The sequence below is a fragment of the Terrimonas ferruginea DSM 30193 genome, from assembly GCF_000425585.1.
Classification (GTDB): Bacteria; Bacteroidota; Bacteroidia; order Chitinophagales; family Chitinophagaceae; genus Terrimonas; species Terrimonas ferruginea.
In genome coordinates this window covers 195,080-218,745 of sequence record NZ_AUDS01000014.1, presented here as the reverse complement: position 1 = coordinate 218,745, position 23,666 = coordinate 195,080, and the positions used below count along the sequence as shown (strand labels likewise).

At 49.9% G+C, this 23,666-nt stretch carries 16 protein-coding genes; 10 read left to right on the top strand and 6 right to left on the bottom strand.

What is annotated here, in order from left to right:
• Positions 1–118 precede the first annotated feature (118 nt).
• The 6 genes from H608_RS0105300 (at position 119) to H608_RS0105275 (ending at position 5,676) form a co-directional block, all read left to right on the top strand.
• The gene (locus H608_RS0105300; protein WP_028786764.1) at positions 119–427 is read left to right on the top strand and encodes an NAD(P) transhydrogenase subunit alpha part 2; all 309 of its coding nucleotides are present in this window, start codon (positions 119–121) and stop codon (positions 425–427) included.
• 152 nt (positions 428–579) lie between these two features.
• Positions 580–2,118 carry an NAD(P)(+) transhydrogenase (Re/Si-specific) subunit beta gene (locus tag H608_RS0105295; protein WP_028786763.1) on the top strand — a complete coding sequence of 513 codons (1,539 nt, stop codon included), beginning with the start codon at positions 580–582 and terminating at the stop codon, positions 2,116–2,118.
• A gap of 25 nt (positions 2,119–2,143) precedes the next feature.
• Entirely contained in the window at positions 2,144–3,517 is a 1,374-nt protein-coding gene (locus H608_RS0105290; RefSeq protein WP_028786762.1) for a methyltransferase RsmF C-terminal domain-like protein, read from the top strand.
• Between the two features lie 73 nt (positions 3,518–3,590).
• Positions 3,591–4,775 (top strand): acyl-CoA dehydrogenase family protein, encoded by a 1,185-nt coding sequence (locus tag H608_RS0105285; protein WP_028786761.1) that lies wholly within the window; start codon positions 3,591–3,593, stop codon positions 4,773–4,775.
• Positions 4,776–4,784: 9 nt separating this feature from the next.
• A complete protein-coding gene (locus H608_RS0105280; protein ID WP_028786760.1) occupies positions 4,785–5,291 on the top strand; it encodes a shikimate kinase in 507 nt (168 codons plus the stop codon).
• Complete coding sequence (locus H608_RS0105275) at positions 5,284–5,676, top strand: DUF423 domain-containing protein (protein ID WP_028786759.1); 393 nt, start codon at positions 5,284–5,286, stop codon at positions 5,674–5,676. The genes H608_RS0105280 and H608_RS0105275 overlap by 8 nt, the downstream gene beginning before the upstream one ends.
• Here H608_RS0105275 and H608_RS0105270 read toward each other — a convergent pair.
• The gene (locus H608_RS0105270; protein WP_028786758.1) at positions 5,624–7,570 is read right to left on the bottom strand and encodes a sensor histidine kinase; all 1,947 of its coding nucleotides are present in this window, start codon (positions 7,568–7,570) and stop codon (positions 5,624–5,626) included. The two genes, H608_RS0105275 and H608_RS0105270, sit on opposite strands and share 53 nt — an antisense overlap.
• 104 nt (positions 7,571–7,674) lie before the next feature.
• Here H608_RS0105270 and H608_RS0105265 point away from each other — a divergent pair, with 104 nt between their 5' ends.
• Positions 7,675–10,335 carry an FtsK/SpoIIIE family DNA translocase gene (locus H608_RS0105265; RefSeq protein WP_028786757.1) on the top strand — a complete coding sequence of 887 codons (2,661 nt, stop codon included), beginning with the start codon at positions 7,675–7,677 and terminating at the stop codon, positions 10,333–10,335.
• A 105-nt stretch (positions 10,336–10,440) separates the two neighbouring features.
• Positions 10,441–11,091 (top strand): outer membrane lipoprotein periplasmic chaperone LolA1, encoded by a 651-nt coding sequence (gene lolA1 / locus H608_RS0105260; protein ID WP_028786756.1) that lies wholly within the window; start codon positions 10,441–10,443, stop codon positions 11,089–11,091.
• Positions 11,092–11,278: 187 nt separating this feature from the next.
• On the opposite strand, the gene kdsA is transcribed toward lolA1, so the two are convergent.
• Entirely contained in the window at positions 11,279–12,100 is an 822-nt protein-coding gene (kdsA, locus tag H608_RS0105255) for a 3-deoxy-8-phosphooctulonate synthase (protein ID WP_038007256.1), read from the bottom strand.
• Between the two features lie 142 nt (positions 12,101–12,242).
• On the opposite strand from kdsA, the gene H608_RS0105245 reads away from it, so the two are divergent.
• Positions 12,243–14,657 (top strand): alpha-amylase domain-containing protein, encoded by a 2,415-nt coding sequence (locus tag H608_RS0105245; RefSeq protein ID WP_038007253.1) that lies wholly within the window; start codon positions 12,243–12,245, stop codon positions 14,655–14,657.
• 187 nt (positions 14,658–14,844) lie between these two features.
• Positions 14,845–15,807 carry an NAD-dependent epimerase/dehydratase family protein gene (locus H608_RS0105240; protein WP_028786753.1) on the top strand — a complete coding sequence of 321 codons (963 nt, stop codon included), beginning with the start codon at positions 14,845–14,847 and terminating at the stop codon, positions 15,805–15,807.
• Between the two features lie 2 nt (positions 15,808–15,809).
• Here the strand turns inward: H608_RS0105240 and H608_RS0105235 are convergent, their stop codons facing one another.
• From H608_RS0105235 to H608_RS21355, 4 genes are all read right to left on the bottom strand, one after another.
• Positions 15,810–16,079 carry an acylphosphatase gene (locus H608_RS0105235; RefSeq protein ID WP_028786752.1) on the bottom strand — a complete coding sequence of 90 codons (270 nt, stop codon included), beginning with the start codon at positions 16,077–16,079 and terminating at the stop codon, positions 15,810–15,812.
• 87 nt (positions 16,080–16,166) lie between these two features.
• Positions 16,167–16,646 carry a GAF domain-containing protein gene (locus H608_RS0105230; RefSeq protein WP_028786751.1) on the bottom strand — a complete coding sequence of 160 codons (480 nt, stop codon included), beginning with the start codon at positions 16,644–16,646 and terminating at the stop codon, positions 16,167–16,169.
• A gap of 92 nt (positions 16,647–16,738) precedes the next feature.
• Positions 16,739–18,619: a DUF4082 domain-containing protein gene (locus tag H608_RS0105225; protein ID WP_028786750.1), complete on the bottom strand. Its 1,881-nt coding sequence runs from the start codon at positions 18,617–18,619 to the stop codon at positions 16,739–16,741.
• 65 nt (positions 18,620–18,684) lie between these two features.
• Complete coding sequence (locus tag H608_RS21355) at positions 18,685–23,514, bottom strand: N,N-dimethylformamidase beta subunit family domain-containing protein (RefSeq protein WP_162142843.1); 4,830 nt, start codon at positions 23,512–23,514, stop codon at positions 18,685–18,687.
• Between the last annotated feature and the right edge of the window lie 152 nt (positions 23,515–23,666).

Below are 23,666 nucleotides of genomic sequence, written 5' to 3'. Positions count from 1 at the left end.
AGTGAATGGTCAATGGTGAATAGTGAATGGTGAGACAAATCTTAAATAAATTCCTTCCACCTTAAGCCTTACACCTGATACCATAATTTACGACTTAATACTTAAAACTTACTACTAAATGGGCTTCCTCAACTGGATCACGGAAAATCAGCAGATCATCTACATCGTAGTACTGATGATTTTTGTGGGTATCGAAATAATCGGCCGCGTGCCGAGTGTGTTGCATACACCGCTGATGAGTGGTGCCAACGCCATTCACGGAGTAGTGATCATCGGCGCCATCATCGTAATGGGCAAAGCCGAAAGCGACAATTACCTGGCGCTTATTCTTGGATTCCTGGCCGTGGTATTAGGTACGCTCAACGTAGTAGGCGGATTTGTTGTAACCGACCGCATGCTCGAGATGTTCAAAAAGAAAAAGAAATAGCATTCACGATTCATATAGCTCTTTGCGACTTTGCACCTTATGCTCCTTTGCGTGAATCCTGCGCTGTTTCACGCAAAGCGCAAAGAAAGTAAGCCGCAAAGCTGGTTCACTTATTCACGATTGACTTATTCACTGATTGACTTATTGAATATATGGAATTGAATATACTTACCCTTTCTTACCTCATCGGCTCCATCACCTTTATCCTGGGCCTGAAAATGTTATCGAATCCAGCCAGCGCCCGCAAAGGCAACCTGGTGGCAGCCGGCGGTATGACCATCGCCATATTGGCCACCATCTTTCTCTATGAAGAAGATGGGGAAAAGCTACACAACTATGGCTGGATTTTCGGCGGTATTGCCATTGGTACATTGATCGGCTTCCTCGCCGCCAAACGCGTGAAGATGACGGCGATGCCGGAAATGGTGAGCCTGTTCAATGGTATGGGCGGCGCCTGTGCCATGCTGATTTCGATCGTAGAGTTCAATCATTTTTATGAACATCTGCGCCCCTACCTGGAAATCGGTTTGACCGAAGCAGAGAATTTTGCATTCGGCAGCGAAACTTCATTACAAGGTTCCGGCGCTCAGTTGGCGCTGCATCTCGTGATCATCCTGGCAGGCCTGGTCATCGGTACCGTTTCTTTTGCCGGTAGCATCATCGCATGGGGTAAACTCAACGGCCGTGTGAAAGATTTCGCTTTCCGTGGTCAGCATATTTTTAATATTGTCCTGTTGCTGATCATCATAGGGCTCAGCGTTTACATGGTTTATCATACAAGCCGTTTTGAATTTCCTTCTTTTTACGAGGAGGAGTCTGTTACGGCCAACACCTGGTTGCCTTCTTCTTTCAAGTATATTTTTTACGGCATCCTGGTCTTGTCTGCCTTATACGGTATCTTCTTCGTATTGCCGATCGGTGGTGCGGACATGCCGGTAGTGATTTCCCTGCTTAACTCTTTTACGGGGGTAGCCGCGGCTTGTGGCGGTTTCCTTTATGATAATAAGGTCATGCTTACCGGTGGTATTCTCGTGGGCGCGGCAGGCACCTTGCTCACCATCCTGATGTGTAAGGCCATGAACCGCTCACTCGCCAACGTACTCATCGGCTCCTTCGGCGGTGGTGCTAAAGCCGGAGGCGGCGCGGCCAAAGAACAGGGAGCCTACAAAGAAATCAGCCTCAGCGATGCAGCCGTTGTAATGACCTATGCCAATAAAGTATTCATTGTGCCGGGTTATGGTCTCGCAGTAGCGCAGGCGCAACATATTTGTCACGAACTGGAAAAGTTACTCGAGAGCAAAGGCGTGGAAGTGAAATACGCCATCCATCCCGTAGCGGGACGTATGCCCGGCCACATGAACGTATTGCTCGCAGAAGCTGATGTTCCTTACGAGAAATTGCTCGAGATGGAACACGCCAACGAAGAGTTTCCCACCACCGATGTGGTACTCGTATTGGGGGCAAATGACGTAGTAAACCCCGCTGCCAAAACAGATCCTTCTTCCCCGATATACGGAATGCCCATACTGGATGTGGAGCTCGCTAAAAATGTAATTGTTAACAAGCGCAGCATGAAGCCCGGTTATGCCGGTATCGAGAATGACCTGTTCTTCCAGCCACGTACGTCCATGCTGTTCGGTGATGCTAAAAAAGTATTGCAGGACCTGGTAGCGGAGATTAAAAATCTGTAGTACACAGCCATCTTATCTTTGCGCTATGCAGGTTCCCGTTTCACTGATCAATTCGCTGGAAGGCATCGATGGTTTCGATCGGCATGCGTTTGAACAAACACATGCCAATGCCGAAGCAATCACCTCCATTCGCATCAATCCTGCAAAGCCGTCGCGGTTGTTTGATGGTTCGCTGAATGAACTGACGCCTGTTCCGTGGAGCCGTTATGGTTACTATCTTCCGCAACGTCCTTCGTTTACCTTCGATCCGTTGTTTCATGCCGGTTGTTATTACGTGCAGGAAGCCAGCAGCATGTTCCTGGAAAAGGCTTTTGAAAAAATTCCGCAGCAGGATGGTCCCTTAAAAGTCCTCGACCTCAGTGCCGCACCCGGTGGCAAGTCTACACATATTCAATCATTGCTGCCCGAAGGGAGTCTGCTGGTAAGCAATGAAGTGATCAAATCACGTTCATCCATTCTGCGTGACAACATCATCCGCTGGGGAAGTGCCAATGTAATGGTGACGAACAATGATCCCGCCCATTTTCAATCGCTCGAAGGTTTTTTTGATGTGATTGTCGTGGATGCACCGTGTAGTGGCAGCGGTTTGTTTCGCCGAGAGCCCGAAGCCATCATTGAATGGAGCGAAAATGCCGTACAACTATGCAGTCAGCGACAGCAACGCATCCTGGCCGATGTATGGCCTGCCCTGCGCGAAGGCGGCACATTGATTTATTCCACCTGCTCTTTTTCTCCCGAAGAAGATGAAGCTATCCTCGATTGGATGCAGGAGGAGTGGCAGGTGAAAGGTATTGCACTGGAGGTGCCGGAGCACAGCGGTATCGTTACTACCCTCAGTAAAAACGGATTGCCCGGTTACCGTTTCTGGCCACACAAAGTAAAAGGCGAAGGTTTTTTCCTGACCATGGTAGAAAAACAGGACGGCGTGCAGGGTTTTGCCGGAAAGCTGCGTAAAAAGCCCGATTCCGTTACAAAAGCCGAACAAAAACTGCTCGAACCCTGGATTGATATGACAGACATGAGCACGGTGCGGCATCAGCAAACCGTGTATGCATGGCCTTCGCCGCTGGCTGCTGATTTTTCTCTTTTGTTGGAAAAAATGCGCGTGGTGTATTCAGGTGTACGCCTGGGCGAATTGATGCGCGACAAGCTGGTGCCCGATCACGCACTGGCGCTCAGCGGCCTGTTACGGCCTGCTGTGCCGGCTGCTTCACTCGATAAGGATGCCGCCATTCTTTATCTCCAACGCCGCGATTTCACCGCTGAAACAGCCGGCAGGGGATGGCAGACCGTTAACTTCCAGGGGTATCCGCTAGGCTGGATCAACGCGTTGCCCAACCGCATCAACAACTACTATCCCCGCGAATTACGCATTCTGAAAGACAGTCCCAACAGTTGAATTCATCGAAACAAAGGCTCCCAAACTACAAACTTTACAATACCTTTGCGGCAACTAAATAAAGATTGCTCCTATGGCTGCTCGTACAGACCTTTTTACAAGCCCTGACTACTTCAATGTAGATGAACTGCTGACCGAAGAACAGTTGATGATCCGTGATTCCGTAAGGAATTATGTGAAGAAAGAAATTTCTCCCATCATCGAAGACTATGCACAAAAAGCGGAGTTCCCTGAGCATATTGTAAAGCAACTTGGTGACCTCGGTTGTTTCGGTCCTACTGTGCCGGTTGAATACGGCGGTGGCGGTCTCGATTATATCAGCTACGGTATAATGATGCAGGAGCTCGAGCGCGGCGACAGCGGTGTACGCAGCACTGCTTCCGTACAAGGTTCGCTGGTAATGTATCCCATCTACGCTTACGGCAATGAAGAACAACGCAATAAATATTTACCCAAACTCGCGAGCGGCGAATGGCTCGGATGCTTCGGTCTTACAGAGCCCGATCACGGAAGTGACCCGAGCAGCATGCTCACCAACATCAAAGATGCGGGTGATCACGTGATCCTGAATGGTGCCAAAATGTGGATCAGCAATGCACCATTTGCACAAGTGGCCGTTGTTTGGGCAAAAGATGAACAAGGCATAATCCGGGGTGTGATCGTCGAGCGCGGTATGGAAGGATTCAGCACACCGACCACACACGGTAAGTGGAGCCTTCGCGCCAGCGCTACCGGCGAACTGGTGTTCGACAATGTAAAAGTTCCCAAAGAAAATATGCTACCCAACGTGCAGGGTTTGAAAGGTCCGCTGGGCTGCCTCACCAAAGCGCGTTACGGCATTGCCTGGGGCGCAGTAGGTGCGGCCATGGATTGTTATGATACTGCATTGCGTTATTCCAAAGAACGTGTGCAGTTTGGTAAACCCATCGGTGCATTCCAGCTGCAGCAAAAGAAACTGGCTGAAATGGTGACAGAGATCACCAAAGCGCAATTGCTCAACTGGCGCCTCGGTGTGCTGATGAACGAAGGCAAGGTGACTCCACAGCAGGTGAGTATGGCCAAACGCAACGCCTGCGAAATAGCTACCAATATCTGCCGTGATGCACGTCAGATGCTGGGAGGCATGGGCATTACCGGCGAGTATTCCGTAATGCGCCACATGATGAACCTCGAAAGTGTGATCACCTACGAAGGCACACACGATGTTCACCTGCTGATCACCGGTATGGATGTAACAGGGTTCAACGCTTTTAAATAAACAATCCGGTTGAAAATATTTCTCATAGGATTTATGGGCTCCGGCAAAACACATTGGGGCCGCCAGTTGAGTGAAAAACTCGGACTGCCTTTTTTTGACCTTGATGAACAGATCGTGAATGCCGAGGGCCGCTCCATCAACGAAGTGTTTGCTGAAAAAGGAGAAGAATATTTCCGTGAGTCAGAGAAACAAACCCTCAGCATCATCACCGAAAGCCACGAGTCTTTTGTGATGGCCTGCGGTGGCGGTACGCCGTGTTATTTCAACAATATCGAATACATGAACCGGTCGGGCATTACCGTATGGATCAATACCAGCCCCGACACCTTGTTTCACCGGCTGGTAAAAGAAAAAACGCATCGCCCGCTGTTGCGCGAACTGACCGACGACCAGTTGCATCAGTTCATTGCAAAAAAATACGCCGACCGTCGCATTTATTATGAGCAGGCAACGGTAACCGTTGATGAAAGCCAGGAATGCCTAGAGCAGTTTGTAGAAAAAATATTCCATGCATAAACGATATCTGACAGCCGGTGCGCTGCTTGGCGGACTGGGCGTGATACTGGGAGCTTTTGGTGCACATAAACTCAAAGAAATGGTGCCGCCCGAAACGGTGGGTACTTTTCAGACGGGTGTGCAATACCAGATGTATCATGCGATCGCGTTGGTATTTACCGGCATCCTCTATGAACGTTTTGCATCAGGTGCGCTGCGTTGGGCAGGCATCTGCTTTGGATTGGGAATCCTTCTGTTCTCCGGATCATTGTATGTACTCACTATGTTGAAAGCAACCGATACAGTCGGGCTCAGCAGACTCGGCATCATCACGCCTTTTGGCGGATTGTTCTTTATTGCCGGCTGGTTGTTGCTGGCTGTGGCGGTAAGTCGCTCGCGGAAATAGGCAGGCGCAATTCCGTTACCGTTCCTTCTTCCCTGCGGATCGAATAATGTCCGCCGATACTTTCCATCCGCCGTTTGATATTTTTCAAACCATTCCCGAACTGGCGGATATTTTCCAGGTTGATGCCAACGCCGTTATCATGAATGGCGATCAGTAGTTCCGTATCGAGGGCAATACGGATTGTCACCTGCGTGGCTTTTGCATGTTTCAGAATATTGTTCAGCGATTCTTTTACACAAAGGAACATGTTGCGCCGCTTGTCACCGCTGATCTGGATATCAGGGATGTCCGGAGGTGTGGATACTTTACAATCGACCGCTGTATTGTCGAAGTATTCCAGTGAATAGGATCGGACGTAAGATACGAGGTTGTCGAGCGTATCGTTGCCGCTGTTCATGCTCCAGATGATCGCATTCATTTTATTGAGCACTTCATCGGCGGAGTGGGAGATGCGGTCTATTTCAACAGGTGTGTTCTCTTTCATTTTATTCCGTGCGATCTCGCTCATCAGGCGGATGGCCGTCATGCCCGATCCCAATTCATCATGCATGTCGGCGGAAATACGCTGGCGTTCGTCCTGCTGTGCTTTGTACACGGCAATTTCTTTTTCGTATTCTTTGAGCATGTTCTCGGCTTTGAGCCGCTCGCGCTCGCGGGCCTGCAAGGCAATGCGGATACGGTTCTTGTGATTGAGCGCTATCAGGAAGAATACCAGTTCGAGGAAAAGCCCAATCTCATAGTGGAATAAAGCAGAACCCAGTAGCCCGCCAATCAGCGTAACAACGGGTCTTGAGATCAGCAGCACGAGCGAGAACAACGAAAAGATCAGCAGGCACAGGTTTCCCCAGAATAAAAAACGCAGGAGTTTGTCCTGCCAATGCCGGATACTGTATACCAGGAAAACGATCACCAGGACCAGCAACAATATTTTAGTGCCGTTTTCCACCTGGTTTTCCAACCAGAAATTATCGGAGAAATAATTGAGATAGGTGTAGAAGGTCATCGATATCACGAGGATGACGATGCCGACTTTATAAAGTTTATCGAGGAAAGGATGGTTCTGCCTTGTATCGAGGTATTTCCGCATGAAGATCATGAAGAAAAGAATACCGGTACATTGCAGAATGAAGTCGAGGTATTCTTCCAGGAAATAGCCCATCAGGTCTGTGCGGTAAGCGTAGGCTCCTTTGGTAAATAACATGCAGCCGATAAAAAAAGCATACAGGGCATAATAGAGAAATTCGCGGTTGGCACCCTGCCAGTAACTGGCCAGTGAATAAAGGATCATCATCAGCATGAGCCCGCAGAACAAATAGGTCACGATGTTGCCGTCATCTTTTGTGCTGTTCTTTTCTGAAATAAAGGAGGGCAGGAATTCGTTAGTGATGAGTCTCGGCCTTATGCTGTTAAGGTGCGTTTTAACCGGGATCATTTCTGCGAAATAGGTGCCGGAATCATGGGCAGGAAGACTCAGATAACGATAGCCGATGCTGTCGCGGCAGCGGGGGAGGCGGCGGCGTACTTTTACGAGCAGGTCATTATCCAGTTTGTAGAGATTTATTTCCCAATAACTGAATCCCGGAAAGAACCAGACGCCCACGGTGGAATCGGCACTGTTGAACAGATGAAACCGCAGCACCAGCGTATGCGTCACATATTTTGGACGCAGGAAATGACCGGGTTGAACGGCGTTTTGAAACAATTGAGGTGTGTACAGATCGCGGAGGGAACCGCCGGGAGGCAGGAAAACGGCAGGTGCCCGGTCGCGGATGTCGCGCGAAAGCCGAACGCTGCTGATATCGACCCACGCACTGTCGGGCGGTGCCTGTGCATACAGGAGGGAGCCCTGCAGCAGGAAAAAGAAAAGCCAGGAGGCGCGGGTCAGCCGGTTCATAAGCTAAGGTCGTTGGTCAGCCAAACCTACATAAAAAACTTTCATTTTTTGCATATAAGGCCCTGGGAAGGGGCCTAACTTTAAACTGTATTATCTTTGTCGTTATGGCGAATAAGCTGAAGAAAGAAACCTCTCCGAAGAAAAAAACACCTGCCAAAAAAACTGCCCCACCAACCTGGAAAGCAGAAAAAGAAGAACAGGTTGACTGGAAAGCCCTTGCACGGGATGAACGCACCTGGAAAATCACCGGCGTGGTGTTCCTCCTGATCGCTACTTTTTTAACGATAGCCATCATTTCCTATTTCTTTTCATGGCGTCAGGACCAGGCAAGCGTGGCCATGGGCAGTTCTATTCTTTTTGGCAATGAACAACAGGCTTCCAACCTGCTGGGCAATCTCGGCGCGCTGGTGTCGCATTTTTTTGTCTTCAAAGCATTTGGCGTAGCCTCGCTGCTCTTCTCCACTTTCTTTTTTGTAGTAGGCGTCAACCTGCTGTTCAAACGCAAAGTATTTTCCATCTCGCGCAACCTTAAATATGTGACCATTGGTTTGCTCACGCTTTCCGTTTCGCTGGCATTTGTAGCCGGCAACAGTGAATTTGCCTGGGGCGGCGGCGTAGGTAAGATGATCAGTCAATGGTTGACCGGTATGTTCGGCTCCATCGGCACGGCCGCCATTCTGCTGGTTGTGGCTCTCGCCTATGTTATCTGGCAATTCAATCCCAACTTCAATGTGCCCGCGCGTGCGGCCAATGCACCTGCCTATGATGAAGAAGCCATACCAGTTGCAGCGAAAACAAAAGAAGAGCCTTTCGAGCTGCCTGAAACCACAGAGGAGCAAACGGAGGACGATGACGAAGATATTCCCGCACGGCCGGTTGCCACCGGCGGCAATGCCCTGAAAGGAGATGCGCCCATAGCCATGCAATCCGGTGTGCCGGACGAAAAACCACTGCACAATTTCAGCCTCATCGAAAAAGAAATACCCGAAGAAATACCCCAAGCCCGCATGACCGTGGAAGAGGATCTTATCAGCAAAGAGATCGTCGATGACCTGATGCATGAACCCGTTTTCCCCGAAGAAGCAGCAGACGCGTACGAAGAAGAAGTAATAGAAGAAGAGGAAATAATCGAAGAAGAGCCATTGCCTGTAAAACCACCCGCTGTTACAAAACCGGCAGATGGACTCGAATTAGAAATCAAAAGCGCAGCGGAAGAACTGGAAGATATTCCGCAGGAACTGAAACCTGCACCGGAGAAATTAAAACCCTACGAGCCCACACTCGATCTGCGCGACTATCAATATCCTTCGCTGGAACTGCTGGAAACACATGGCAGCGAGAAGATCGTGCAGGATCCGGAAGAACTGGAGACCAACAAAAACCAGATCATTTCCACGCTTCGCAATTATTCTATCGAGATACAAAAGATCAGCGCTACGGTAGGACCAACGGTTACTTTGTATGAGATCGTACCTGCTGCAGGTGTAAGGATTTCGCGTATAAAGAATCTTGAAGACGATATCGCACTTAGCCTTGCCGCCCTGGGTATACGTATCATTGCACCTATTCCCGGTAAAGGAACGATCGGCATCGAAGTGCCCAACGCACGTAAAACAGTCGTGAGCATGAAGACGCTGCTGGCTTCTGAAAAATTTCAGACCAGCCAGTTCTCCCTGCCGATCGCGATCGGTAAAAAGATCGACAACGAAAACTTTATCGTTGACCTGGCCGCTATGCCTCACCTGCTGATGGCAGGTGCCACGGGACAGGGTAAGTCGGTCGGGCTGAATGCGATCCTCGTTTCTCTTTTGTATAAAAAACATCCATCGCAACTGAAGTTTGTACTGGTGGACCCGAAGAAGGTGGAATTGAGTGTGTACAGCACCATTACCAATCATTTCCTCGCACGCCTGCCCAACGAAGAAGATGCCATCATAACCGATACAAAAAAAGTAATCAATACGCTGAATGCCCTTTGTATCGAGATGGATCAGCGGTACGACCTGCTGAAAGATGCCGGATGCCGAAATATTAAAGAATACAACGCAAAGTTTGCTTCGCGTAAGCTGAATCCTGAGAAAGGACATAAATTCCTTCCTTTCATCGTACTCGTGGTGGATGAGTTTGCCGACCTGATCATGACGGCAGGCAAAGAAGTGGAAATGCCGATAGCCCGCCTTGCACAATTGGCGCGGGCGGTAGGTATTCACCTGATCATTGCCACGCAGCGTCCTTCCGTAAACATCATCACCGGTACCATCAAGGCCAACTTCCCGGCGCGTATCGCGTTCAAGGTGAGCAGCAAGATCGACAGCCGCACCATCCTGGATGCAGGCGGTGCCGAGCAGTTGATCGGTAAGGGTGATATGCTGATCAGTTATAACGGTGAGATTGTGCGCCTGCAGTGTGCATTTGTCGACACACCGGAAGTAGATAAGGTTACCGACTTCATCGGTTACCAGGAAGGCTATCCTGAACCGTTCCTGCTGCCGGAATATATCGATGAGAAAGACCTGGAAGGAAAAGATTTTGATATCGGCGACCGCGACTCGCTTTTTGAAGATGCTGCGAGACTGATCGTGCAAAACCAGATCGGTTCCACTTCACTGTTACAACGCCGCATGAAACTCGGTTACAACCGCGCCGGCCGCCTGATGGATCAGTTGGAGGCTGCCGGCATCGTTGGTCCCAACCAGGGCAGCAAGGCGCGTGATGTATTGGTAAAAACGGAATCTGAACTCCAGGAGATACTGGACCTGGGTTAGAAAGGTGTTAAGAAAGATGGCAGGTTGCAACCCGGTATGATCCTTGACTGTCTAGGTAATGCAAATACTTATCTTTGCGAAGCAAAAAAATGTAAATAGCTAAAAATGAAGAAATTGTATTCAATTCTGGCCGTATTACTTTCGTCGGTACTGGTCGTGTCAGCACAAAAAAGTGACCCGGAGGCCAAAAAGGTCCTGGACGCTGTAAGTGCGAAATTCAAATCTTTTAAAAGTGTGCAGGCCTCTTTTGCCTATAAAGTAGAAGATGCCCGCGGTAAAGTACAGTCTTCCAAAACTGGTACGTTGGTGATGAAAGGTACCAAATACAGAGTGACATTTGTGGGTCAGGAAATTTTCTGCGACGGCAAAACCGTTTGGAACTATGATAAAAGCGCCAAAGAAGTAACGATCAACAATGCCGATGCTTCAGGTGGTTCTCTTTCTCCGCAAAAGTTATTTACCAATTTTTACGACAAAGATTTTCTTTACATCCTGAATGGAGAGAAAAAAGTGGGTAACCGTACACTCCAGGAAATTGAATTGACGCCAACCGACAAAGGCAAGAATTTCCATAAAGTATATGTACAGATTGATAAAAACACCAAGACCATTTACAGCATGCGTGTATTGGAGAATGGTGGCAATCGTTATACCTATACCATCAACAACATGAAAACAGATGCCGCGGTAAGCGATGCACAATTTAGTTTCCAGAAAAGTCAATACCCCGGCGTGGAAGAAGTTGATTTGCGCTGATCGGAAGAGATATTAAAAAAGGCCGCCTTTGGGCGGCTTTTTTAGTGATGTGAAAATGTGTAAATATGAAAATGTGTAAATTGATTTGTGTTGTGCCTTTAGGACGGTTATTTATTTTCCGAAAACCCAGACCATGATCTGAACATTTACACATCTACACATGGCCCCTTCTAAAGGAAGGGCACATTTACACAACAGCTTTCCTGATCTTCACCAGCTTCTCCAACAACGCTTCCATCAGATCGAGGCGCAGCATATTGGCTCCGTCGCTTTTGGCATTGGCAGGGTCGGGATGCGTTTCGATAAACAGACCGTCTGCTCCGGCAGCCAATGCAGCAGAAGCGATGGTGCTGATGAGTTGCGGATTACCTCCGGTAATACCGGAAGTTTGATTTGGTTGTTGCAATGAATGCGTAACGTCCATCACCACCGGCACCTGGTGTTCCTGCATCCAGGGAATATTACGGTAGTCGACAACGAGGTCCTGGTAGCCGAAGGTGGTACCCCGTTCGGTCAGTATAATTTTATCGTTGCCCGTACTGCGGATTTTTTCCACCGCAAACTTCATCGACGGGCCGCTGAGGAATTGTCCTTTTTTTACATTCACAATTTTTCCTGTTTCACCGGCAGCGATCAGCAGATCGGTCTGGCGGCAAAGGAAGGCCGGTATCTGCAGGATGTCTGCATACTCCGCGGCTACCGCAGCTTCTTCGTGCGCATGAATATCGGAAGTGGTCGGCAGGCCAAACTTTTCACCTGTTGCCTTGAGCAACGACAAGGCCTCGTGATCGCCGATGCCTGTAAACGAACTGGCACTCGTGCGGTTGGCCTTGCGGTAAGAGGATTTAAAAACATAGGGAATTCCCAGGTTGCGGCAAATGCCGGATACCTTGTCGGCTACTTCCTCCAGCAACTCCTTACTCTCAATAACACAAGGACCTGCGATCAGGAAAAAGTTCTTGTCGTCGTACGACTGGCCTTTAAAAAGCTCGGTCAAAAATGGTTTCATACTACAAAGTTAACCGGAACATTCCGGAAAAATTATCCGTGATTTTACGCTTCCTGCGCGAAAAGAAATAATGTACCTTTAAGTTAAATGTGTATTTAGTACACATTTAAAACCGATTGCTCATTTTTAAACCTTTTGCTGTATGAAAAGAATGTTACTACAGTTTCGTCTGCAGCTGGTGCTGCTATTCCTGTCGGCCCACTTATTCTTCGTGCCGGCAGCACAAAATCCCTGGAATGGTAAAGTGGTCCTGCAAGGATTCTGGTGGGATTACTGGAACACCAATTATCCCGATGGCTGGGCCAACTACCTCGCCGATCTGTCGCCCCGCCTCCGCGACCTCGGCATCGATGGTCTCTGGATCCCGCCCACCATCAAAAACGCCGGTACCAACAGTAACGGCTATTCTCCCTTCGATCAGTATGATCTTGGCGACAAGTACCAGAAAGGAAATGTCAAAACAAGATTTGGCAACAAGAATGAATTCCTGCGTCTCGTTGGTGTGGCACATGCCAATGGCATGGACGTGATCCAGGACGTGGTATTTAATCATCTCGACAATGCGGGTTCTTCCACCGGCCTTGGTGGCTCCGACCCCATGTATGCCAACGGCGATGGTAACAGCTACAAGAATTTCCGCAACGTCAGTTATGTAACGCCCGCTTCTTCGGAAACGGCTGCCAACTACATGGCCCGCTCCGGGAGATGGCCCAAGAACTGGCAGAATTTCCATGGCAATCCGGGACACGTATGTACAAGCGGCGACTGGTGCTCGCCTTTTTTCGGTCCGGATGTATGTTATTATTCCGGCGCTTACGGACAAAGTTCCAACGCCACTTTCAATCCCACACAGACCAGCGATTACATGCGCAACAATGCCCGCGACTGGATCATCTGGATGAAAAAACAGACAGGCGTGGACGGTTTCCGTTTCGATGCCGTCAAACATTTCCCGCATTGGGCCATGCAGGATTTTATCTGGAATGTGAAATACAATGCCGGCTGGGCCAACGGTGGCGCGCAGATGTTTGCGGTAGGGGAGTATGTGGGCAGCAGCGCACAACTCGATACATGGATCAATGATGTGCGTTACAGCAATGGCGGTTCGGAAGACCTCGTTGGTACCTTCGATTTCAGCCTGCGCCAGGAATTGAAAAACATGACCAGCGGCGGCGGCGGTTACAACCTCGCCAACATTCCCGGTTCACAACAAGGCAACCGTTACCGTACGGTTCCGTTTGTCAACAACCATGATACGTTCCGTCCGATCAAAGACGCCAATGGTAACTACACAGGTTGGGACACCGGCAATGAATTGGGCGGCGGACACATCGATCCTTTTGATGTAAGGCTCGCCGTTGCTTATGCCATCGCCTTTGCCGTAGACGGTTCGCCCCAGGTGTTCTTTGAAGACCTGTTTAATGTAGGCGGGCTCAGCAAACGTTATTCGCATTTGCCAACCAATACAACGGATCTGCCGGTAAGAGACGACATCGCCAATATCATCTGGTGTCATCAGAAACTGAACTTTAAAAAAGGTTCTTACAAGGTGAGAGCCTCCGGAAATGATTTGCTGATCATCGAACGCGGTTACAATGTGGGGCCTGAAAACAGTTACGCAATCATTGGCGTGAACGATAACTGGAATACCTGGCAGTCCGCAACAATACAAACTGATTTTGGTGCCAATAAACAACTGCATGACTATTCAGGTGCCAATGCATCCGATATCTGGACCGATGCAACCGGCAAGGCGACCATCTGGATTCCACCCTGCGATGGCAGCAACATACGCCGTGGTTATTGCATCTGGGGACCGGCAGGTATTACAGGCGGCTTCAACCCAACGCAAAGAACCACCACGCAGGAATGGGAAATGGCGGATGATCTCGGCGATTCGCATGCAAGTTCCTTGCAGCAGGGCGGCGCCCTTCCCGCCACATCCACCGCATTGCGCAACGTGGGAAAAATATTCAGTGAAAACGGAAAGACCATTACTGTGAATCTTTATCCAACCAACAATACAAAAGACATTACGCTGAACCTTTACAACAATGCAGGCACGCTGCTGCAAACAGTAAATGGCCTGGGGAATCTCACGCTGACTTATACGCCATCTTCTACTGGTTTTTACCAGATACGGGTGAAGAATACCAGTGCCTCCAATCCATCACAGAAAGTATTTGTAAAAGCAACGTACACATCACCCAAAATCCCGGCTACCTCTTCTTATCCTGCGCGTTCATCGCATCCGGATATGATCGAGCCGGATAATGGCGGCTGGATCACCGAAGCCGCCGATGAAGGATTGCAGGTATATCCCGATCCCGTATCGGCGCAATCTGTGCTGACCTTCAGCATCGCACAGAAGGGGAATGTTGACATACGCATTTATAGTGCGCAGGGACATGAGGTGAGCAGGCTGGCCAGCCAGGTATTGCCCGCAGGACAGCACCGGATGTCGCTTAAAGCCGCGCATCTTACTCCCGGTGTGTATGTGGTGAAGCTGGTAACGGCGAACGGAACACAGACGAAGAAGATAACCGTTGTGAGGTAAATTCAAAAGTCAAAAGTAAAAATTCAAAAGTGTATTGTGATTAATAGTCATTTCGCGCAAGACGAAGAAAGCATACATATCGCACGGTCATTTTTTGACTTTTTACTTTTGAATTTTGACTTAAAAAAAAGGCGACCCCGGTCGCCTTTTTTTTAATTATTTTGCACCCGCAAAAACGAACGTTGATATGGTCAGGGAAAAAATACTGGTTATCGGTGCATCCGGGCAAATAGGTGTAGAACTCACGCTGGCATTGCGTAAAATCTATGGAAATGCCAATGTGGTAGCGTCGGATCTGCGCGAACAAAATCCATTGCTCGAAGGTACCGGACCGTATGTTTCCCTCGACGTTATGAACAAGGAAATGCTGCACGTGCAGGTGATCCGTCAGAACATCACACAGATCTATCTGCTGGCGGCCATTCTTTCCGCCACCGGCGAAAAAAATCCCAATCTTGCCTGGAGCCTGAACATGCAGAGCCTGCTCAACGTGCTCGATATTGCCCGCGAGGAAAAGCTGACCAAAGTTTACTGGCCATCCTCGATCGCCGTATTCGGCCCCACTTCACCGCGGCAGAACTGCCCGCAACAAACCATCATCGAACCTACAACGGTGTACGGCATCAGCAAATACGCCGGCGAGTTCTGGTGCAACTACTACCATATGAAGTTTGGTGTGGATGTAAGAAGCCTTCGTTATCCGGGGCTTATTTCTTATAAGTCGGCACCCGGCGGTGGCACCACAGACTACGCGGTAGAAATTTTCCATGAAGCATTGGAAGAAAAACAATACACCAGCTTCCTGCAGGAAGATACCTACCTGCCGATGATGTATATGCCCGATGCCATCCGTGCAACCATCGAACTCATGGAAGCACCAGCGGAAAAAATTTCCATCCGCACTTCTTACAACCTTTCTTCGATGAGTTTTTCTCCGAAAGAAATTGCCGCGGAGATTCAGCAACATATTCCCGATTTCTCCATTCAATACGAACCTGATTACCGCCAGGATATTGCCAATAGCTGGCCACAAAGTATCGATGACCAGGTGGCCCGCCGCGACTGGGGCTGGAAAGAAGAATTCCAGTTACCGGAAATGGTAAAGGATATGCTGGTCAATCTGAAGAAGGAAAAGAATTTACCGGGCTGATTTTATCGATCGATCGTAAATCCGCTGAAGGTTTGATCATCCGATGGCTGCACGTCTACAGCCTCTACTCTTGCGCGTGAAGGTCCGGTACGGCACCAGGTAGCCAGTGCCTGCAGTTGCTCTTCCGAACCGCTTGCAATGATTTGCACGCTTCCATCCGGAAGATTACGCACTTTACCGGTAACGCCTGATTGTAAAGCTTGTTCCTGTGTATGCTTGCGAAAGAATACGCCTTGCACTTTTCCGGCTACGTTGATGATCCAGGTAGGCATAAGTTTTAAGTAGTAAATTCGATCCTTGGTTCGTGTATACACGAACCAAGGAATTCACGATTCGTTCCCGAGGCTTCGGATGACGATTCACGGCAACCACTCCACCATGTTCACGATCTTTTCAAGATATACCTGATCCGTTTCGTCAAAAGTATCGAGGTCAATGCTGTCGGCATCCAGCACAGCCACCACTTCATTATTCCTGATCAGCGGCACGACTATTTCCGAACGCGAAAGACTGCTGCAGGCTATGTGCCCCGGGAATTTTTCCACATCCGGAACGATCAATGTTTGTGCCTGCGCCCAACTGCTGCCGCACACTCCTTTACCTTTACGGATACGCGTACAGGCAACAGGTCCCTGGAAAGGACCGAGTACCAGCTCATCATTTTTTACCAGGTAAAATCCGATCCACAACCAGTTGAATTGTTCTTTCAAAGCACCGGCGATATTGGCCAGGTTGGCGATCAGGTCGGTTTCGCCCTCCAATAATCCTTTTATCTGGGGAAGGAGGGCCATGTATTGCTCTTCTTTGGAGCCTGTTGCTATTGCGAGGTCTTCTGCCATGCCGCAAAGATACAGAGATATAAAAAAAGCGAAACGCCTCCGCAGGGTGGAGACGTCTCGCTTTCTCAAGTATTAAATTGTGTGTACCGGGACTATTGAATGAACATCTTTTTTACAGCAGAAAATCCATTCACTACTAATTTATAGAAATAAACACCTTTCGCCAAACCTGCGGGCTCAAAATACTCCACATAGCTGCCGGCCTCGCGGCGGGCGCTGGCCAATACCTTTACCTGGCGGCCGCTGGCATCCAGCAGGGTCAGCATCACCTGGCCACCTTCTGCCAGTGTATAACGGATGGCCGTCTGGCCATTTGCAGGATTGGGAACGTTCTGCTCAAGGATATAACGGGCGGCACTGCCCAGTGTGGCAGATACCACAATGGAATAACGATAGTTGTTATCGAAGTCGATCTGCTTCACGCGATAATAGTAACGTGCAGGAGCGAGGCGCTCATCCGTATAGGTATAGCGGCGGATGTCCTGGCTTCGTGTATCGCTTGGTACAAAACCAATGGCGGTCCAGTTCACACCATCCGTTGAACGCTCAACCTGGAAGCCACGGTTATTCAGTTCTTCAGCAGTGCTCCAGTTGAGTACGATACGGTCCGGCTCCTGTGCAGCAGCGGCCAGTGAAACAAAACGTACAGGCAGTGTTCCGCATTCAACGGATGTAACCACCAGCGTTTGCAGCGAACCGGTGTTGGTACATCCGTCGGCACTCGCTACACTGGTGAGGTTGAAAGAGTATACAGCAGGTGAAAACAATACATCCACCCAATAGTTAGTGGCATTTACAGATTGATTGGGAAAACCGGTCGGGCCATATTTAAACAAACCATTACCGCCGTCCACACCATTGCGCAGGATCGTGATAGAACCATTCGATGCACCAGCACTGTTATAACCGCCTACGGTTGCACGATAGCGGCCGTAGGTGCTGTGATAAGAGACGATATAAGTGGTATTCGCCGGAATCTGGATAGGTGTGGTGAAGGTGACTTCCTGCCATCCGTTGGGGCTTACATTGCTGAAAACAGCGGAGGCCAGCAGTACACCCGAAGCGCTCCAGAGGTTGCCGGTATACGTACCCGAAACCATGTCCGGTGCATAGAAACGAACGCCTTTTACAAAACCCGTTACACTGGTGCGGAATTTTACACCCAGCTCAACTGCAGGCGCACCGGCACTGGGAGGGTCGGTGTCCGGACCATAGGAACTGGTAACAGGGTTGGTAGTGTAAACCTTTTCAACCGGCGGTGTAAAAAGACCGAATGAACCGCCAACAGCTACATTGCTGTAGAGATTGCCGTTTACCGTAAGGTCATAAGGACCTGTACCGGTAGCATTGGCCAATGTCAGCGAAAAGGGCTGACCATTACAACTGGTGGTATTGCTGATCGTAGCAGTAGGAGGTGTACAATTGGAGGTGATGGTCACCGTGCCATTGATGGTCTGGTTCAGCACAACGGTGGCGCCTTCAGCAGCGTTGGTCTGACGCGGCAATGCTGTATTGAACGAAAGCGCGGTATTGCCTCCCGGTGGTACTCGCAAAGCCTGGAACGTTACGGAGAACAGCGTGAAGTCGCTGCTGGGGTGGGCAGCGATGTTGCCGTTAGTCGTAAAACGACCATGATCCACCCGACCGAGGCTGTTCATGTTAGCTACCGAAGTAAACGGAACTGACACGCCTTCCAGCATGGCTTGCGTACCAGCAGGCACCGTAGGTGTGCCTACTACCTGCAAATCCGCAGGATTGAAATTCAGGAATGCATCGATACCATTGAGTGTAGCGGTGCCGGTAAAATCGGCTACTACGGAAACGGTAAACGTCTGGCCTACCTGTGTGGAAGTAGTGGCAGGCGATACGATAATGTTCACGTTTTGTGCCAGCATACTGCGGCTAATGAATACCAGCAACAGCATCAGCACTGAACGGCTGAAAATACGGGGGAGTGTAGTATTCGGGTTCATACAAATCATTTTAAATGGTAATAACGATTAATTGTTACAGTTTAATGGTTGTCTTTTAACAGCGTTTATGGTGTTTCTCCCTGGCTCAGATAGTTCGACAATAAGGTCGTGAGATCGAGCAGGGAAATATATCCGTCATTGTTGAGATCAGCGTTTGCCACATAACCTGCATCACCATTACTCTTGAGATAAGCCGACAGCAGCGTGGTCAGGTCAATCAGCGTGATGAAGTTGTCATTGTTTACATCGCCTTCGGACAATGTGCCGAATGCGATGGCGTTATCGCCTGCCACGATTGCCTGATTGCTTTTTACGCGTTGCAGTGTGTGGCTGTTTTTAACAGCGATGTTATACGTGCCTGCCGGTACACCGGAGATAGAGAACTTGCCGCTATTGTCTGTTGTGGTAGTATAGGTCAATACCGGCGTGGTATTGTTGCCCGGTGCATACAGATTAACGGTCAGTGGTACCTGCCAGCTTGCATGTGGTGCGGCGGGGCGTGCCTGTAAGGTTACGGAGCCGCGGATCGTACCGGTGGTAACAGGACCGTAAGTCGCTACATAGGTGCCGGACTGCGCTTCAAAGAATGCGTAGGCAATTCCTTTAATTGTTTCGGTGGTGAAGGTGGTAAGTCCGCCGTTTCTCGTGATCTGGCTCAGCTGCTGGCCATTGTCTGCCAGCATCGGCAGCATACCGCGCAGGTTGTAAGCGGCCGTGCGGGCATTGAGGTTAAACGTAAGCTGGTTATTATTCCACGCAATATTATCGTAGGTAGAATTGTTACGTCCATCCAGCCATGTCAGCAATTGTTTGGCAGAGATCACCGGAATGTTGCGGGCCAGTGCCTGTGCAATGATCGCCTCTGATCCCGCATGCATGGCGCTGTCGGTATGCATGTTGGCGCAGAACACACCGTAGTATCCTTCTGTTCCCAGTGCGCGGTCAAATAATTGTGCACTGAACGTGTTGTAGTCGATGCCCGACTCATCGGTCATTTGTGTGGCTACCTGGTAACAGTCGATGAGTGTGCCATCGAGGTCGGCAAAACGCATGGGCATACCAGAACCGGTAAACATACCCGATCTGTTTTGTACCCATGAGGCAGGCCAGTAGTAATAGTTTACATCGAGGCGGATCTTGTTCTGCGCCTCGATCTTCGGTGCAGAAGCCCAGTCGCTCCAGGCAATACAGTGTGTGCGGTTGGTAACGGGAGGACTTATGCCGGGTAACTGATTGGCCAACTGTGCCAGTTGTGTGGTAAGATTGGAAGAGAAACTGGCAGAAGTGAAATTGCTGCAATTGGTATTGAGGTGCAATGCTACTTCAAAGCCCTGTGATTCGAACGCAACAGCCTGGTCATTCGTAATCGGTGTATTGTTCAGGATATACGAAGTAGCCCTGATCGCTTTCCAGTCACGTACATCCTGTGGTGTGTTGGGGCCGAGGCTGAGATAATGGGTAAAGCGGCCCGGTGTTCCGTTGTACGTGTGATCGTCTCCCGTCATTACCACAGCGGCTTTGAGATTTCTTGGCAGGAACCAGAAGCGTGGCAATGGTTTGCGGTGCAGCGCTCCTTTGATAACGAGGTTCGTAAGCAAACGTTGTTGCTCATCAGCCTGCGGAATCGCTACTTTACTTAAGTCGATCCAGTCAGTTTCGGTGCCGCCGAAAAATAAATCGTTGGAGCGGATAGGGCCGCTCTGGCCATCGCGTTCCTGTCCTGCCCATGCAGGATTCCCCTGACGTGTGTAAACAATTGACTTGGCGAGATCGTAGGTAAAAGCAATAGCACGGCCGCCGTTGCCGCCCACGTTGCGTGTGGTGACAGCGGGATAAGTAGTAGCCGTATTGGCATTGGCGTATAGCGTAGCAACAGCCGTAGCACCGCTCAGCGAATAGAGATCTGCTGCGCCATGGAATTGCAATGTTTGATTGGTAATGCCTGTGCCAGCACCTGTTGCTGTATTGACCAATAAATATTTGTCGGAAAGCGTGCCGCTCAGTTTGGTGATGCCCATCAGTGAGCTGAGGGCCGTGCCACCCGGGCGGAAGGCAATGAGCGTACCGCCTGCGGTTACCCAGTTGGTAAGCAGGGTCGCCTGTGCCGCATTCAATGTCATTTCCCCGAGTACTACCGCGTCGTATCCGTTGAGATCAGCGGCTGTGCTCAGTTGGGAAATATCTTTTGTGGCAAAACTGGTAATACCTTCTGCACGGAGAATTTCTACGGCATAACGGCTGAACGGATTCGTGGAATTGCTCACGATCAGTATTGGTCCGCCGGTGCCATCAGTAGGCGGAGGCGGCGGCGGATCTGCCGTGGTGAAGGACCAGGTGTAATCTGCCGCGAGGTTGTTGCCTGCCAGGTCTTTTATGCCCGTAACACCGCCGGAAATACGTGCGGTATAGGTAGTGGCATAAGCCAGCGCTGCTGAAGGTATTAAGGTCACCTGGCTTTGTGCCGTAGACACTGTGGAGCTGATCAGTGCGTTGCCGGGGCCGCGCAATTCAAATGTTCCCGTGGTTACAGAAGCCGGAAGAATGGCTTCATTGAAAGTTGCCTTGATGGTAGCGTCAAGCGGAACCAATGAAGCAAGATCCGGTGGTGTGGACGATAACACAACCGGCGGCGTTACATCCGGACCAGCCGTAAGATCAAACACAATATCTACCCAGTAATTGCTTTGCTGATAGCTGTTGCCGGGGAAAGTGGGAGTGGAGGTATACTGATACAGCCCATTGGCGACGGAACCTCCCGCTGCGGTCAGGTAACCCGAAGGATAAGGCTGCAGAAAGAAGGTCGGTGTATAAGAATAGAAACCTGTTGGACTATGATAAGAAGCAATATACGTTTGGTTGGCCTGTATCGCCACCGGGCTGCTGAACAGTACCTGTTGCCATCCCGAAGCCGATTCATTTACGAAAATGGCGCGGGCTTTCAGTTCACCATCGGTAGTCCATAGGCTGCCGGTGTGTGTGCCCACATCATTTACTCCTTTGTAAAAACGCAGACCCGTAATATAACCTGCCTGGCTTGCCAGGAACTTCACGCCGATCTCAATACCCGGTTCATTATCGTAGTTGTTGGCCGAATAAGGGATGGCACTGTTTGGAAAAATATTGCAGGGACATTGCGGGTTGGTGATCGTGACATTGATAGCGGATGTTGAAGGTGCTGTTCCTTCAGGCTGCATATTTCCTGAATCATCGAAGGCACGTACTTTCACCACGAAGCTGCCGGGCACGCTGGCAAACCAGGTATAATTCCAGTTGGTGCGGCCGTTGGCGATCTGCCAGGTGGTGCCACCGTCTGTTGAAATTTCCACACCGGCGACTACGCCGCCTATGTCGGTAGCTGTGCCGGAAATAGTGACGCTGCTGCCGCTTTGATAAGAGCTTCCCGTGCCGGGCGTGGAAATAGCGGCAACAGGAGCCGTGTTGTCAGTGGATTTGGTAGCCGCCGCGAGGCCCGATTGAAGAGTAGCTGGTTGCACACCCATGTCGGCCAGCAGGTTGATAGTGGCCTGTTGCATGCGCACATCGGCGGGCAGGTTGCCTCTGTCATGTTTATCGTCGAGACCCCAGGCCCATTGTACGGTACCAGCGCCAAATACCAGTGCTCCGCTGGTATGGCGGTAAAGAGAAAGTTTATGTGTTTTACCGTTGAAATCCGTGCTCGACATGGTGATGCGGCCACGCGGATTGCTTTCGGCATATTGTTCAAAATTCCATTCGTAACCAAGTGTGCCGAAGGGAAGCGTGGCTTCGTCTTCGGAACCGAGATTGACAATGCTGGTATTGCGCCAGAAACGCAGATTGCGGTAAGCGGCAGGTACTTTGATCGAGGAGGTACTGCCGTCCCAACTGATCTGTCCGCTCAGGGAATTTTCCGGCAAACAGGCACCGCCCGCGGGATATTCGCAGCCACTGCGCCACAGACCTGTCCATGCCGGAGTTGGATCACACTTGGTGCCGCAAACCGTTTCACCTAAAGTGCCTTCTTTATAACATACCAGTGTACGGTAACTATTATTGGTACCGTAGGCACTGTTTTCCCAGCGTGTTTTCCAGTAGATCTCATTACCACTGAAGAAAGCCAGGTGAACGCCGGCATTGCGGGCTGCTTCTACATTGGCACGTTGTTCGGATGACCAGTATTCATCGTGTCCTACGGAAAGAAATACTTTATGATTAAGTATCAGGTTGCCGCGGCGTGCCGCATCGATATTGGTAGTATAACTTACGTTGAACCCGTTTTTTTCGAGGAAACGTAGCATCGGGTATTCGGCGTTGAACACCCAATCTTCGGCTGCACCACCGCCGCCGCCGCCATCGCGTGTGAGGAAGGGACGGTTATAACTTACTTTGGTAGCATGGCCTGCGGGGTAGGAAGTGCTGCCTACATAAAGGCTGTTGCCGCCGTAGGCATTATAAGCCTGCCAGGTGGCATCGGAAGTCTGGAAAAAAAGATCGGAAGTACTGGCATCATCACGTACGATGAAGATGATATGACTGGCACCACCGTCGCTGGTCTTTTTCAGCCGTGCGATATATATGCCGGAAACCGCTGTTGCAGGCACATCCCAATAGCCGGATTCATCCCAGGTGCCGCAATCAACGAGACCGGTGAGGGCGTCTTCAAATGCGGGTGGTTGTGTTTGGGGTAAGGTGGCGGTGACAACGCCTGAGCCCACTTTACGTGCGCCGTTGCCATTATAATAACCTAAGCGGTAAATGTCGATGGTATAAGCGGGGGCAGTCGTTTTTATTTTAAAATGCACACGTTCGCCACGGTTAACACTGATGTCCGTAGCGAAGCCCTGAATTGACAAATCTCCTGCGCCGTTGATATCCCATTCTGAAGGAGGATTACCGGTCAGTGCATTTTCTACCACAATAGGGTTTTGTGCACGGGCTAAAGGAGTAGCCAGGGTCCACACCAGGAGAATAAAAAACAGCCGCTTCCAAGAGGTACATGTATACAACATCCCTTTCATACATTGATGGGTCGTGAAAAAAATGACGGGGTGATGTCTCGAGGATATTT